This window comes from Roseateles noduli (assembly GCF_050626985.1).
Lineage (GTDB): Bacteria > Pseudomonadota > Gammaproteobacteria > Burkholderiales > Burkholderiaceae_C > Roseateles > Roseateles noduli_A.
On the sequence record NZ_CP192463.1, the window covers coordinates 4,035,757 to 4,050,296 of the forward strand.

Sequence of the window (14,540 nt, forward strand, 5' to 3'; positions counted from 1 at the left end):
CATGACCCTTTCCCGCCGCCCTTCTCTTCGATCCGGCCGCGCGTCGCGCGGTTTCACGCTGATCGAACTGCTCATCTCGATGACGATCGGCCTCGTGCTGATCGGCGCGCTGGGCATCATCATGGCCAGGTTCGAGCAGTCCAAGAACCAGAACTCGACGACCATGGACCTGGCCCAAGGCACGGGCTACATGGCCTACGACCTGGATCGGCAGATCCGCAGCGCGGGCTCCGGGATGTTCACGAGCAAAGGAGCAAGTTTCGGCTGTCCCTTGGCGGCCGCCCGCAACGGCGCCCAGATCCTGCCTCGGCTGACAGCCTTCCCCGCCCCCTTTGCTACCGTGCCGGTGAACCTGCGCGCAATTCCGCTCATCGTGTTTCCCGGGGCCGGTCAGGGTGGCTCCGACCTCATCCAGGTCACGACCTTCGCCTCGGGCACGAGCGAATCGCCGCTCCAGGTCCAGCCGAATACGGTCACCGTCAATTCGATGACGCTGTTCAACACGCTGGGACTTCGCGCCGGAGACTTGCTGATGATGCAGGAGGCCGCGTTGAACTGCCTGATCGTGCAGATCGACCCCACCTTCGCTGCTGCTCCCGCGACGACGGTGCTGCCGCTCGCCGGTCCACGGTTCGCCGCAGCGGTGGGTCTCACCAATATCGTCGCTTACGGCAGAACCGGCGCCGCGAACGTCATGCCGATCGGCAACGCCAATGGCAACCAGCCGCAGATCCAACTGATCGGCATCAATGCCAGCCAGCAGCTCGTCGCCTACGACGCACTGCAGTTCAACAACGTCCCCAATTCCGACGTTCCCGTGCCGCTGGCCGAGAACGTCATGGACATGCGCGCGCTGTATGGCGTCGACAACAACGAAGATGGCATTGTCGACCGCTGGGTCGCGCCGTCGACGGCGCCTTTCGACCCGGCGACCATGAACAACAACACGACAGCAGCACAGGGGGCCATGGCCAGCATCGTGGCGCTGCGGCTGTCATTGGTCGTTCGCGGCGACCGTATCGAAAAAGAGTCCGATCCCCGTGTCGCTCCGACATCGTTGACGATGTTCTCAGCACTGCCCGGCTTCGCCCGGACGGTCGCCATCGATGACCAGGAACGCCGCCGGAACTACCGGCTGATCGAGCTCTCGATCCCGATCCGCAACGCGATCCTCTCCGCGCCGAAGCGGATCCCACCGACATGAGCGCCTGTTCCGACTCTTCTCCAGAGAACATACCGATGCGCACTCTCTCCTTCCATGAACACCAGGCGCGCCGCATGCGTCACGAACGTGGCGTGATCATGGTGATCGCGCTCATCACGCTCGCCGTGCTGCTGATCGGCGCAGCCGCAGCCATGCGTTCAATGAACGTGACGCTAGCCAGCGTCGGCTTCTTTGGCTTCAAGCGTGACATGACCAATCAGGCCGAGCGTGGACTGCGTCTCGCCACGACCGCCTTGACCACCGGCGCGCTGTCTGCAACAGGATCGCGCTGGAACGACAACTCGGCGCAGAACTACAGCGCGAGGATGTTGCCAAGCGACGCCTCCGGCATTCCCCTGGTCATGCTGAACATGACCAATGCGGACGGCATGGGCGGGTTCGGAGCGGCGGGCAATGCGATCAAGTCCACCGCGGACGGCATCACCGTCCATTACCTGATCGACCGGATCTGCATCAACACAGGCGCCTTCAACCCGATCACCTGCCAGAAGCGCGGCAACTTCATTTCGTTCGGGAACAGACAGGGGCCCCCGACGCCGCCCCCCCAGCCGACCTACCGGATCACCGTGCGCGTGACCGGCCCCAACAACGCGTACTCGTTCTATCAGAGCACGTTCACCACCCTGGATTAAGAGGTCCTCGATGTCGTCCACCTCCCGATTCATTTCGCGCCTGAGCGGCGCGGGCGCGGCGGCGCTCATCGCCGTGGCCGTGTACCCGGCTGCGGCACAGACGGTGCTGGCCGACAAGCCGGTCCTGGCTTCGGTTTCCGTGCCTGGCAACCTGGCACTGGCGCTGTCCGTGGAGTTTCCGACGGCCGTCGGCAACGCGCACATCGACAGCACCTATGTTCCCGCAACGACGTACCTGGGCTACTTCGACCCGGACAAGTGCTACGACTACAAGCTGGCGGCCACCGGCGCCAATGCGATCACCGTGGATCACTTCGTGCCCGCAGCCAAGGCGGCAGCACACGTCTGCTCCAACAAATGGAGCGGTAACTTCCTGAACTGGGCCACGATGCAGACCATCGACCCATTCCGGTGGGCACTGACGGGCGGCTTCCGTGTCTTCGACACACCGAACGCCACCGTGCTGGAAAAGGCCTATGCGAGCGGCCAAGGCGGCACCGGCAACTTCCCGGACCGGTCGATCACTAACAGCACGACGATCGCCGGCGCGACGCCACTGAAGAATTCGAACGGCACGACCTGGAACGGCCTCAAGCTGCGCGTGCAGGGCATGGGCGTCCAACTGCGCTTCGCCAACAGCGGGGACAACAACTCCGGCAACCCGACGGCGTTCGACCCAAGCGCCACGAGCTGGAACGGCGCCACGTCTTGGGTCGTCTCCGTCCGGCCACGCGTCTGCGATGCGACGCTCGGGGCAAGCTTTCTCGAGTCCAACTGCAGGCCCTACTCGTCGGGCTACAAACCCGAAGGCCTGATCCAACAATACTCGAATCAGATCCGCTTCAGTGCCTTCGGCTATCTGAACGACGGCAATCTATCGCGCGATGGCGGCGTGCTGCGCGCTCGTCAGAAGTTCGTCGGTCCGACTCAACCCGTACCGGGCGGTGATCCGACGACGAATGCCGTCACAGAGTGGGACGCCAAGACCGGCGTGATGATTGTGAATCCGGACGCGGCCGACGCCACCGCCACTTCGGCCATCTTCGGCTCCATCGCCAACAGCGGGGTGATGAACTACCTCAACAAGTTCGGCGCGTCCAAGAGCTACAAGACCTATGACCCGGTCGGCGAGCTCTACTACGCAGCACTTCGCTACTACCGCAACCTTGGCAATGTCTCAACCTGGTCGGCGCCCAATTCGAGCAGCGCAACGACCAAGGCTACCTACGCCGATGGCTTCCCGGTGATCTCCACCTGGGATGACCCGATCCAATATTCCTGCCAGAAGAACTTCATCCTCGGCATCGGCGACGTCAACACTCACGCGGACCGCAATCTACCCGGCGCCACTGGAAATTCGGAGCCGTCCAAGCCGGCGGAGGTGTCCGCAGACACGGCGCTGAACGCGACGACGTACACCAATTACGTCGGCGCGATGGCCGGCATCAACAACCTGGCGGGCCAGCAACCCTACGGCGGCTGCTGCACCAACAACGGCGCCCTGATGGCGGGCATGGCCTACTGGGCCAATACGAACGACATCCGCCCCGACACGTCCGACATCAAGACCACCGGGATGCAGACTGTGCAGACCTACTGGGTGGACGTGTTGGAGCTGCAGACCTTCAAGACTAACAACCAGTACTACCTGGCCACGAAGTATGGTGGCGCCAATCTGCCGGCCGACTTCAATCCGGCGACCCGTACCACCGATTTGAACCAGTCGTGGTGGCACACCGGCCCGGCCAACGACACGGTCGGAGGCCAGTTGCGCCCGGACACGTACTTCACCGCGGCCAAGGCCGACACGATGGTCAGCGGTTTGGCTAGCGCGTTCACGAGCATCGCCTCGCGGATGAAGGCCTACTCGACCGGCTTCAGTACCGCGCAACAGCAGATCACCTCGATCGGCGTGGCCAGCTACGCGACGCAGTTCGATGCGAAGGATTGGACCGGCGAAGTCATCGCCAGCACGCTGAAGGCCGTCGATGGCAGCAGCAGCCTGACGCAGGAGGAGGCTTGGCGCTTCTCCACCAAGCTGGCGACGCAGTTGGCTGGTACCGGTTGGGACACCAACCGCTACATGGTCACCTGGAGCAACACCACCAACGTGGGGGTGCCGTTCCGCAAGGCCAACATCCCGGCCGCCCAGTTCAGCCTGCTGAACACCGCGTATCGCGGCAACGATGCCCAGGACTATCTGAACTATCTGCGCGGCGACACCAGTCAGGAACAGGGTTCCCTCGTCGCCGGCAGTTCCAAGGCCTACCGCACGCGTTCTTCGCTGGTCGGTGACATCGTGAACTCGAAGGTCACCGTGGTGGCGCCGCCATCGCTCACCTTGTCCGAAGGGGCCAACCCAGGCTACGGCGCTTACGTGGTGGCGAAGAAAACCCGTCCGAACTATCTGGTGGTCGGCACCAACAGCGGCGTCGTGCACGTGATCGACGGCTCGCTGACCGGCAGCACCGCAGGTCGCGAGATCTTCTCGTATGTTCCAGGCGCAGCCTTCGACGGCCCAAGCACGCCGTCGACCCCGGGCGTGGACGGTCTCGCCTCGCTGGGCAACCCCAGCTTCAACCACCGCTTCTTCGTGGACGCACGTCCGACCGCCATGGACGTCGACTTCGGCAAGACGGTCGGTGGCTCGGGCACCGACTGGCGCACCATCGTCGTCGGCGGCTTGGGCAAGGGCGGCAAGCGCGTTTATGCGCTGGACCTGACCGACCTGTCGAACGTCAATTCGGAGACGGTGGCTGCGAGCAAGGTCCTGTGGGAGTTCTCAGCCGCCGACATGGGTTTCATGTTCGGAGAACCTGTGATCACAAAGACCGCGCAATACGGTTGGGTGGTGCTGGTGTCGAGCGGGTACAACAATGCCACCGGCAAAGTGCATCTCTACGTGCTGAACGCCCGCACCGGCGCGCTGATCACCACCCTCAACGGCGACATCACCGATGACGGCACGGCGGCCTCGCCGTCCGGGCTGGGCCAGCCGTCTACCTTCTATCAGGATCTGACGACCATGCAGGTCGAATCCGTGTACATCGGCGACTTGAAGGGCAACGTCTGGCGTGCGGATCTCCGCAACACATCCGGCGGCTTCAGCAACATGGTCAAGGTCGCTCGCGCGGTCGGCCCGAACAGCACCCCGCAGTCGATCACGACGCAGGTGGTCCCGATCGTCGATCCCCAGACCTACCGCCGGTTCCTCGCCTTTGGCACCGGCAAGTTGCTGAACGCCAACGACATCAACACGACGGATTTGCAGCGCCTGTATGCGGTGGTCGACGGTTCACTGGGCAGGTTTGTCGAGTCCAGCGCCGATCTGCCAGCCGGCGTCAGTCTGCCCATCACCAGTGCCAACCTGGTCCAACTGACCGATCTGTCGCAACCGGCGGTGATCGACTTCAACAGCAAGGCCGGCTGGTACTTCGACCTGCCGGGAGGCTATCGCGTGCTGAACGATCCGGTGTATTACCTGGGTACGGTTGCCTTCGCCGCCACGCTGCCGACTTCGCAAAATCCCTGCAACCCGTCAGGTTCCAGCCGTGTGTACATGATCGATCTGGGCAGCGGAAAGACGCGCTTCGCCAACAACGCGGTCTACGTCGAACCCGGCTTCTCAGTGACCGACTTGATGTTCACACGCGGCGACAAGAAGATCTCTCTGACGATCGGTGGGTCCAACGAATCGTCGGGCTCGAAGAACACTTGCGCCGCCAACGATCCCACGTGCGTGGAGAAGATCTGCAAGCCGGGCGACAAGGACTGCTGCCCGCCGGGACAGATCACCTGCAACCAGGAAGCCGGCGAGGATCCGAACTACGGCACAAAGATCCTGAACTGGCGCGAGATTCCGCTGCGGACGCCGACCAACGGCAGCCTTTGACGATCCCCACGTTCCCTAGAAGCCCGGCCCTCGCCGGGCTTTTTTCCGGGCGTGACCGTCCAGCCCCACCTTGACCCTGAGGCTGGTCAACACGGCGATGTCGATGAATTCGAGGGTGAAGAGAACGCGGCGCGAATACACGACGGCCTTCAGTTGGCTGTTGTTGCGCAGGTACGAGGGGACGTACCGACGTGGAGGCAGTCGCGAAGCCAAGTAGCGGCCCTGGGAGCGCTCGACGGTGTTGAGCTGGTTGTGGTGGTGCCGCATAGGGCGTTTCAACGCATTTGGGACGGGGCACCTTTTGTGAAGACTCGGGACGACGGGGGACGTCGCCTGAAGAAAGAGCGGCGTTTGTCCGGAGGCGTTGTCGCAGCAGATCCGCGCGACGAATGAAAAAGGCCCGCTGCCTTGCGGCAGCAGGCCTACATACGCCGCCGGCGTGGCTCAGCGTGGCAACGCGCTGTCCCCCATCAGGAACTCATCGATCGCCCGAGCTGCCTGCCGCCCCTCCCGGATGGCCCAGACCACCAGCGACTGACCACGTCGCATGTCTCCGGCAGCAAAGACCTTGGCTGCGTTCGTCTTGTAGCCGCCGTTGAATTCGGTCGTTGCCTTGGCGTTGCCACGCGCGTCCTTGGTCACCCCGAATGCTTCGACGATCGCCGATACCGGGCTCACGAAGCCCATCGCCAGCAGCACGAGATCGGCCTTCAGGATCTGCTCGCTGCCCGGGACCTCGACGACCTTGCCGTTGACCCATTGCACGCGCACCGTCTTCACGCCGGTGACCTTGCCCTTCTCGCCCAGGAATTCCTTGGTTGCGATCGCGAACTCGCGCTCGCAACCCTCCTCATGGCTGGACGAGGTGCGCAGCTTGATCGGCCAATAGGGCCAGGTCATCGGCCGGTCCTCGACTTCGGGCGGCTGCGGCATCAACTCGAACTGCGTCACGCTCGTGGCGCCATGGCGATTGCTGGTGCCCACGCAGTCGCTGCCGGTATCGCCGCCGCCGATCACGACAACGTGCTTGCCGTCGGCGCGCAACTGGCCCTTGAGCTTGTCACCGGCATTGACCTTGTTCTGCTGCGGCAGGAACTCCATCGCGAAATGCACGCCAGCCAGGTCGCGCCCCGGCACCGGCAGATCACGCGACTGTTCCGCGCCGCCGGCGAGCAGCACAGCATCGAATTGCTGCATCAGCTCGTCCGCGGTGATCACGTCCTTGGCCCAGTTCGTGACCTTGGACCCCTCCGGCAGATGCGCCACCATCACACCGGTCCGGAAGACCACGCCCTCCGCCTCCATCTGCTGGACGCGACGATCGATGTGGCTCTTCTCCATCTTGAAGTCGGGGATGCCGTAGCGCAGCAGACCGCCGACACGATCGTTCTTCTCGAACACCGTGACGCTGTGCCCAACGCGCGCCAGCTGCTGCGCGGCGGCCAGGCCCGCCGGGCCGGAACCGACGATGGCAACGGTCTTCCCCGTCTTCACCTTCGCCGGACGCGGCGGCACCCAGCCCTCGGCCCAGGCACGATCGATGATCGCGTGCTCGATCGACTTGATCCCGACGGCGTCGTCATTGACATTCAGCGTACAGGCTGCTTCACAGGGCGCTGGGCAGATGCGGCCGGTGAACTCGGGGAAGTTGTTGGTCGAGTGCAGCACCGCGATGGCGCTCTTCCAGTCCGTATCTCCGCCCCGATACACCAGATCGTTGAAGTCCGGAATTATGTTGTTGACCGGGCAGCCACTGTTGCAGAACGGCGTGCCGCAGTCCATGCAGCGCGCGCCCTGCTGCTTCGCCTGCTCGACATTGAGGCCGATGACGAATTCCTTGTAGTTCTTGAGTCGCGCCTCGACGGGCTCATAGCCCTCTTCCAGACGCTCGTACTCCATGAAGCCGGTGACTTTTCCCATGACGGCTCGCTCCTGAATTCCTGAATCTCGATGCGATGACGATCAAGCCTTGGCCTTGGCGGCGGGCGCCTTGGCTTGGGCAATCGTGGCGGCGGTTTCCTTGGCGGCACCCATCTCGCCCAAGGCGCGGCGGTACTCGTTCGGGAACACCTTGACGAACTTGGCACGAGATTCGGCCCAGTGGTCCAGGATGTCCCGCGCACGCTGGCTGCCGGTCCAGCGGTGATGGTCCTCGATCAGCTTCTTGAGGAGCGCCTCGTCGGTGCGGGCCTGCCCGTCGCCGAGCTTGTGCCAGAGCGCCTTGTCCATCGTGGCCTCCTGCTCATGCGCGGGCAGCAGCTTGTCCAGGGACACCATGCTGGTGTTGCAGCGTTTGGCGAACTGACCGTCCTCGTCGAAGACGTACGCGAGTCCTCCGCTCATGCCGGCGGCGAAGTTGCGACCGGTCCGACCCAGCACGACCGCAGTACCGCCGGTCATGTATTCGCACCCGTGGTCGCCCGTGCCCTCGACGACCGCGGTCGCGCCGGACAGGCGCACCGCGAAGCGTTCCCCGGCGACACCACGGAAGAAGGCCTCGCCCTTGGTCGCGCCGTACAGCACGGTGTTGCCGACGATGATGTTCTTCGTCGCATCGCCGCGGAAGTCGATCGACGGCCGCACCACGATACGACCGCCGGACAAGCCCTTGCCGGTGTAGTCGTTGGCGTCGCCGATCAGGTAGAAGGTGATGCCCGGAGCAAGGAAGGCGCCAAAGCTCTGACCACCCGTGCCTTCCATCTGGATGAAGATGGTCTGGTCGTCGAGTCCCTCCGGACGGCGACGGATCAGCTCGCCCGACAACATGGCGCCAACGGTGCGGCGCACGTTGGTCACCTCCTGCATGAAGCGCACCTTCTCGCCCTTGTCGAACGCAGGCAGGCACTTCTCGATCAGCTTGACGTCCAGCGCGCGATCCAGTCCGTGGTCTTGCTTGTCGTTGTGCAGGCGTGCCACGTCAGCCGCCAGTTCCGGACGGTGGAAGACGCGGGTGAAGTCCAGCCCCTTGGCCTTCCAGTGGCTGATGCCCTTCCTGGTGTCGAGCAGGTCGGCGCGGCCGATCAGGTCGTCGAACTTGCGGATACCGAGCTGCGCCATGATCTGGCGCGCCTCTTCCGCGACGAAGAAGAAGTAGTTCACCACGTGCTCGGGCTTGCCGCTGAACTTCTTGCGCAGCACCGGATCCTGCGTCGCGACGCCGACCGGGCACGTATTCAGGTGGCACTTGCGCATCATGATGCAGCCCTCGACGACCAGCGGCGCCGTCGCGAAGCCGAATTCGTCCGCACCCAGCAGAGCGCCGATGACGACGTCGCGGCCGGTCTTCATCTGACCGTCAGCCTGCACGCGGACGCGGCCACGCAGCCGGTTCAGCACCAATGTCTGTTGAGCCTCCGCCAGCCCCAACTCCCACGGCGTGCCGCAGTGCTTGATCGAACTCCAAGGCGAAGCGCCGGTCCCGCCGTCGTGCCCCGCGATCACGATGTGGTCCGCCTTGGCTTTCGCCACGCCGGTCGCAATCGTGCCGACGCCGACCTCGGACACCAGCTTCACCGAGACATCGGCACGCGGATTGACGTTCTTCAGATCGTGGATCAGTTGCGCCAGATCCTCGATCGAATAGATGTCATGGTGCGGCGGCGGCGAGATCAGACCCACGCCAGGCACCGAATGGCGCAGGAAGCCGATGTAGTCGGTGACCTTGCCGCCAGGCAGTTGACCGCCCTCGCCGGGCTTGGCGCCCTGGGCCATCTTGATCTGGATCTGGTCGGCGCTGACCAGGTACTCCGTCGTCACGCCGAAGCGGCCCGACGCGACCTGCTTGATGCGCGAGCGCATCGAATCGCCGTCCTGCAGTTCGTAGTCGGCCTCGACCACCTTGCTGCCAACGACGTCCGACATCTTCGTGCCGGCCGTGATCTTGATCCCCTTGAGCTCATTGCGGTAACGCGCCGGATCCTCGCCGCCCTCGCCGGTATTGCTCTTGCCGCCGATGCGATTCATCGCGACTGCCAGCGTCGCGTGTGCTTCGGTGGAAATCGATCCCAGCGACATCGCGCCGGTGGCAAAGCGCTTGACGATGTCGGCGGCGGATTCGACCTCCTCCAGCGGAATCGCCTGGCCAGGATCGAACTTGAACTCGAACAGGCCGCGCAGCGTCATGTGACGCTTGCTCTGGTCGTTGATCAGTTGAGCGTATTCCTTGTACGTGTCGAACTTGCCCGAACGCGTGCTGTGCTGCAACTTGGCGATGGCGTCGGGGCTCCACATGTGCTCCTCGCCGCGGGCGCGCCACGCGTACTCGCCGCCGGCGTCGAGCATGTGCTCCAGGACCGGGTCATCGCCGAAGGCAGCGCGGTGCAGGCGCAATGCCTCTTCCGCGACTTCGAAAACGCCGATGCCGCCGACCTGGGTCGGCGTGCCCCGGAAGTACTTGGCGACGAGGTCGGCCTTCAGACCGATGGCCTCGAAGATCTGCGCGCCGCAATAGGACATGTAAGTCGAAATGCCCATCTTGGACATGATCTTCGACAAGCCTTTTCCAACCGCCTTGATGTAGTTGTAGACGGCCTTGTCGGCCGACAGCGAGGCCGGAAGTTCCGACGTCATCGCCTGCAGCGTTTCCAGTGCCAGGTAGGGGTGGACCGCTTCGGCGCCGAAGCCGGCCAGCACGGCGAAGTGATGCACCTCGCGCGCGGTGCCGGTCTCGACGACCAGACCCGCCGTCGTGCGCAGGCCCTCGCGCACCAGATGATGATGGACAGCCGACAGCGCGAGCAGCGCCGGGATGGCGACCCGGTTCGCACTCAGGTGGCGGTCCGTGATGATCAGGATGTTGTGACCACTCTTGATCGCGTCGACGGTCTCGGCGCACAGCGACGCGAGTTGCGCCTCGACGCCTTCGCGACCCCAGTCCAGCGGGTAGGTGATGTCGAGTTCGTAAGGCTTGAATTTGCCGTTGGTGTGATGCTCGATCGCGCGCAGGCGGGCCATCGACTCGAAGTCCAGCACCGGTTGCGTGACCTCGAGCCGCATCGGCGGGTTCACCGCGTTGATGTCGAGCAGATTGGGCTTCGGGCCGATGAAGCTGTTCAGCGACATCACGATCGCCTCGCGGATCGGATCGATCGGAGGATTGGTGACCTGTGCGAAAAGCTGCTTGAAGTAGTTGTAGAGCGGCTTGTTCTTATCGGAGAGCACGGCCAGCGGGCTGTCGTTGCCCATCGAGCCGATGCCTTCCTCGCCGTTCGCGGCCATCGGCGCGAGCAGGAACTTGATGTCTTCCTGCGTGAAGCCGAAAGCCTGCTGGCGGTCCAGGAGGGAGGCAGGGAACACGGGCGCGGTGACCTCCGGCGCTGGGATCTCGTCGAGCTTGACGCGGACGTTCTCGATCCACTGGCGATACGGACGGGCATTTGCGTACTGGGTCTTGAGCTCCTCGTCGTCGATGATGCGACCCTGCTCCAGGTCGATCAGGAACATCTTGCCCGGCTGCAGCCGCCACTTCTTGACGACGCGCGACTCGGGAATCGGCAGGACGCCGGATTCGGACGCCAGGACAACGAGATCATCGTCGGTGACCCAGTAGCGGGCCGGGCGCAGGCCGTTGCGGTCCAGTGCGGCGCAGACCTGACGGCCATCGGTGAAGACCATCGCGGCCGGACCGTCCCACGGTTCCATCATCGCCGCGTGATACTCGTAGAACGCGCGGCGGCGTTCGTCCATCCACTCGTGTTGCTCCCAGGCTTCGGGGATCATCATCATCGCCGCGTGCGCGAGCGGGTACCCCGACATCGTCAACAACTCGATAGCGTTGTCAAAGGTGGCCGTGTCGGACTGGTGCTCAAAGCTGATCGGATACAGCTTCTTGAGGTCGTCGCCCAGCACGGGAGACTTCATGACGCCCTCGCGGGCGCGCATCCAGTTGAAATTGCCCTTGACGGTATTGATCTCCCCGTTGTGAGCGACCATCCGGTACGGATGCGCCAGTGGCCACTCGGGGAAAGTGTTGGTCGAGAAACGCTGGTGCACCAGCGCGATCGCGCTGACAACGCGCGGATCGGCCAGGTCCTGGTAGTACTTCCCGACCTGGTCGGCCAGCAGCAGGCCCTTGTAGATGACGGTGCGGCAGCTCATCGACGGCACGTAGTACTCGCGGCTGTGCGTCAGCTTGAGCGCCTGGATCGCGCTGGAGGCGGTCTTGCGGATCACGTACAGCTTCCGCTCGAGCGCGTCGGGGACGATGATGTCCGGACCGCGACCGATGAAGATCTGCCGGATGATCGGCTCCTTCTCGCGCACGGTCGGCGACATTGGCATGTCGCGATCCACGGGCACGTCGCGCCAGCCGATCAGCACCTGACCCTCGGCCTTGATGGCGCGCGCCAGTTCCTGCTCGCAGGCCAGGCGAGAGGCATGCTCCTTCGGCAGGAAGATCATGCCGACGCCGTATTCGCCGGGCGGGGGCAACGTGACACCTTGCCTGGCCATCTCCGCGCGATAGAACTCGTCCGGGATCTGGATCAGGATGCCGGCACCGTCGCCCATCAGCTTGTCCGCGCCCACCGCGCCGCGGTGGTCCAAGTTTTCCAGGATCTTCAGACCCTGCTGGACGATGTGGTGCGCCTTCTGGCCCTTGATGTGAGCGACAAAGCCCAGGCCGCAGGCGTCCTTCTCATTGGCGCCGTCGTAGAGGCCGTGTGCGGCAAGCTCGCGGATCTCATTCGTGGACGGCCCGCTGGCCGGCATCGTTGCCGGGCTCGTGGTACTGGACGACGGGTGCGCGGTGCGCGGATCTTGAGCTGCCGACATCGGTGGCCTCCTGGACTCGAAAACGAAACCCGCGCAGATTAAGACGCGTGCAGCAACGGCACAAGCACAACTAAATGGGGTCGGTGTCGATTAAATGAATGCGTGGTGAATTCGCGCCTGTTAATTGGGGACAGATCATTCGGACGACTCAAGGCGTCCGTGGCGGTGTCTCCTTGCGTGGCCGACCACGAGGACGGGGGCTCATCGGTCGGGCACTGATTTCACCAAGCGTTTGCAGGAAACGTGCCGAGCCCAGCGGCCAACCCTTCAGCGCCGAATCGATCAGCTTCTGACGCTCCGTCTCGGACTCCCCCTCTTCCAGCCAGCGACGCCAAGCCAGTTCGCGTTCGAAAGGCGTATTGCCGAGTGCCCAGAACCCCGGCGGATCTGTGATGAGCGGATCACGCCGTCGACCGAGATGGTGCGCGGCCGAGGACCAGACGAACTCGCCGGGATCCCCATTCAGCCCGGCGCGCTGCGGGTTCAACTCGATGCTGCGCATGACCGCCAGCAGGTGGCTGTCGGCTTCCAGCGGCGCGGCGCGGAAACGCCCTTCCCAGAGCGTGCCAAGGCGGCCATGTCGCAAATTGAAAGCGCTCACGTAACGCCGTCCCAGCGCCTGCATCATTCGGCTCAGGCCGTCGTCCGAGGAGGGCGTGGCCAGCAGATGGAGATGGTTCGGCATCACGACGTACGCGTGGATGGCGACTCGGTGAGTGGCAGCACTGTCCTGCAGCGCAGCAAGCAAGGCATTTCGATCCTCGTCGTCGACGACGATGGGCTGCAGGTTATGCCCGCGGTGGATCAGATGATGCAGATGGCCGGCGAGCGCCAGCCGTGGGAGTCTTGCCATGACAGGGACAGCAGTAGTCTGTCCCCAATTATGCTGGGATCAGCTTCTTCCCGGTCAGCCGCTCGTGCTCTTTGAGGGCAAAGCGGTCGGTCATTCCCGCGATGTAGTCCGAACACGCGCGGGCATGGTCTTCACCGTCGGCGAAATCCGCAGGCAGGTGTCCCGCATCTGAGAGGTAAAGCTGAAAGAGTTCCCGCAGCACCTGCTCGGCGCGGTCGCGCTGCTGCTGCACCATGGGATGGCGATAGAGGTTGGCAAACAGGAATCGCTTGAGCTCGGTGCTCGCGTGACGCATCTCCGGGCTGAAACGCACCAGCGGCCCCTTGGTGCGCGCGTCTTCAGCATCGACTGGATCAGCCACCTCGATCGCGGTGCGGGTAGCGTCAATGATGTCGTAGACCTGCTGCGACAGCATGCGGCGGATGGTCTCCGCCAGAAGCCGTTTCCCCACGAGCCCCGGGTATGCGGCCAAGGTCTCGCGCAGGTAACGATGGACCAGTGGCACCTGCTCCAGCTGCTCCAGCGTCACCAGTCCCGATCGCACGCCGTCATCGACGTCGTGGGCGTTGTAGGCGACCTCGTCCGCAAGGTTGCAGAGTTGCGCCTCCAGGCTCGGTTGCCCGCCGCGAAGGAAGCGAGCCGCGACACCGCCGGGCTCGCGATCCTCGATGCGCTGGGCGTCGCGCTTGCTGCAATGCTTGAGAATGCCCTCGCGGCTCTCGAAACTGAGGTTGAGCCCGTCGAATGCCGGGTAGCGCTGCTCGAGCTTGTCGACGACTCGAAGCGATTGCAGGTTGTGCTCGAAGCCGCCGTGCGCCTTCATGCAGTCGTCCAGCACGTCCTGCCCGGCATGCCCGAAAGGCGTATGCCCGAGGTCGTGCGCGAGCGCGATGGTCTCGACGAGGTCTTCGTCCAATGCCAGGCTGCGCGCGATCGATCGCCCCAACTGCGCGACTTCGAGCGAATGTGTCAGCCGCGTGCGGAACAGGTCGCCTTCATGGTTGAGGAAGACCTGGGTCTTGTAGACCAGCCGGCGGAACGCCGTGCTGTGAACGATGCGGTCGCGATCGCGCTGGAACTCGCTGCGCGTCGGCGCGGACACCTCGGCGTGCCGTCGACCGCGGCTGCGCGCGGGATCGGAGGCAAAGGGCGCGCGCAGCATCATCA

8 protein-coding genes are annotated in these 14,540 nt (G+C 64.0%); 3 read left to right on the forward strand and 5 right to left on the reverse strand.

Annotated elements, in window-relative coordinates; all coding sequences use genetic code 11:
* Window position 1: 1 nt before the first annotated feature.
* The 3 genes from ACQ4L4_RS17680 to ACQ4L4_RS17690 are packed head-to-tail and all read left to right on the forward strand — an operon-like array spanning window position 2 to window position 5,749.
* Window positions 2–1,204 (forward strand): PilW family protein, encoded by a 1,203-nt coding sequence (locus ACQ4L4_RS17680; protein ID WP_431100222.1) that lies wholly within the window; start codon window positions 2–4, stop codon window positions 1,202–1,204.
* Entirely contained in the window at window positions 1,201–1,857 is a 657-nt protein-coding gene (locus tag ACQ4L4_RS17685) for a pilus assembly PilX family protein (RefSeq protein ID WP_431100223.1), read from the forward strand. Before ACQ4L4_RS17680 ends, ACQ4L4_RS17685 begins: the two co-directional genes overlap by 4 nt.
* Before the next feature lie 10 nt (window positions 1,858–1,867).
* Window positions 1,868–5,749, forward strand: coding sequence for a pilus assembly protein (locus ACQ4L4_RS17690; protein ID WP_431100224.1), 3,882 nt, complete (start codon window positions 1,868–1,870; stop codon window positions 5,747–5,749).
* Window positions 5,750–5,764: 15 nt separating this feature from the next.
* Here ACQ4L4_RS17690 and ACQ4L4_RS17695 read toward each other — a convergent pair whose 3' ends face one another.
* The 5 genes from ACQ4L4_RS17695 to ACQ4L4_RS17715 all read right to left on the reverse strand — a co-directional run bounded on the left by ACQ4L4_RS17695 (window position 5,765) and on the right by ACQ4L4_RS17715 (window position 14,535).
* Window positions 5,765–6,016: a hypothetical protein gene (locus ACQ4L4_RS17695; protein ID WP_431100226.1), complete on the reverse strand. Its 252-nt coding sequence runs from the start codon at window positions 6,014–6,016 to the stop codon at window positions 5,765–5,767.
* Window positions 6,017–6,193: 177 nt separating this feature from the next.
* A complete protein-coding gene (locus ACQ4L4_RS17700) occupies window positions 6,194–7,669 on the reverse strand; it encodes a glutamate synthase subunit beta (protein WP_431100227.1) in 1,476 nt (491 codons plus the stop codon).
* A 42-nt stretch (window positions 7,670–7,711) separates the two neighbouring features.
* Window positions 7,712–12,457, reverse strand: coding sequence for a glutamate synthase-related protein (locus tag ACQ4L4_RS17705; RefSeq protein ID WP_431104965.1), 4,746 nt, complete (start codon window positions 12,455–12,457; stop codon window positions 7,712–7,714).
* 211 nt (window positions 12,458–12,668) lie between these two features.
* Window positions 12,669–13,373: a transposase gene (locus ACQ4L4_RS17710; RefSeq protein WP_431100228.1), complete on the reverse strand. Its 705-nt coding sequence runs from the start codon at window positions 13,371–13,373 to the stop codon at window positions 12,669–12,671.
* Between the two features lie 28 nt (window positions 13,374–13,401).
* Window positions 13,402–14,535 carry a deoxyguanosinetriphosphate triphosphohydrolase gene (locus ACQ4L4_RS17715; protein WP_431104966.1) on the reverse strand — a complete coding sequence of 378 codons (1,134 nt, stop codon included), beginning with the start codon at window positions 14,533–14,535 and terminating at the stop codon, window positions 13,402–13,404.
* Window positions 14,536–14,540: the final 5 nt, after the last annotated feature.

Coding starts and splice junctions, on each gene's coding strand:
- ACQ4L4_RS17680 (WP_431100222.1), top strand. CDS start 2: ATGACCCTTTCCCGCCGCCCTTCTCTTCGATCCGGCCGCGCGTCGCGC.
- ACQ4L4_RS17705 (WP_431104965.1), bottom strand. CDS start 12,457: ATGCCGGCCAGCGGGCCGTCCACGAATGAGATCCGCGAGCTTGCCGCA.
- ACQ4L4_RS17695 (WP_431100226.1), bottom strand. CDS start 6,016: ATGCGGCACCACCACAACCAGCTCAACACCGTCGAGCGCTCCCAGGGC.
- ACQ4L4_RS17700 (WP_431100227.1), bottom strand. CDS start 7,669: ATGGGAAAAGTCACCGGCTTCATGGAGTACGAGCGTCTGGAAGAGGGC.
- ACQ4L4_RS17710 (WP_431100228.1), bottom strand. CDS start 13,373: ATGGCAAGACTCCCACGGCTGGCGCTCGCCGGCCATCTGCATCATCTG.
- ACQ4L4_RS17715 (WP_431104966.1), bottom strand. CDS start 14,535: ATGCTGCGCGCGCCCTTTGCCTCCGATCCCGCGCGCAGCCGCGGTCGA.
- ACQ4L4_RS17690 (WP_431100224.1), top strand. CDS start 1,868: ATGTCGTCCACCTCCCGATTCATTTCGCGCCTGAGCGGCGCGGGCGCG.
- ACQ4L4_RS17685 (WP_431100223.1), top strand. CDS start 1,201: ATGAGCGCCTGTTCCGACTCTTCTCCAGAGAACATACCGATGCGCACT.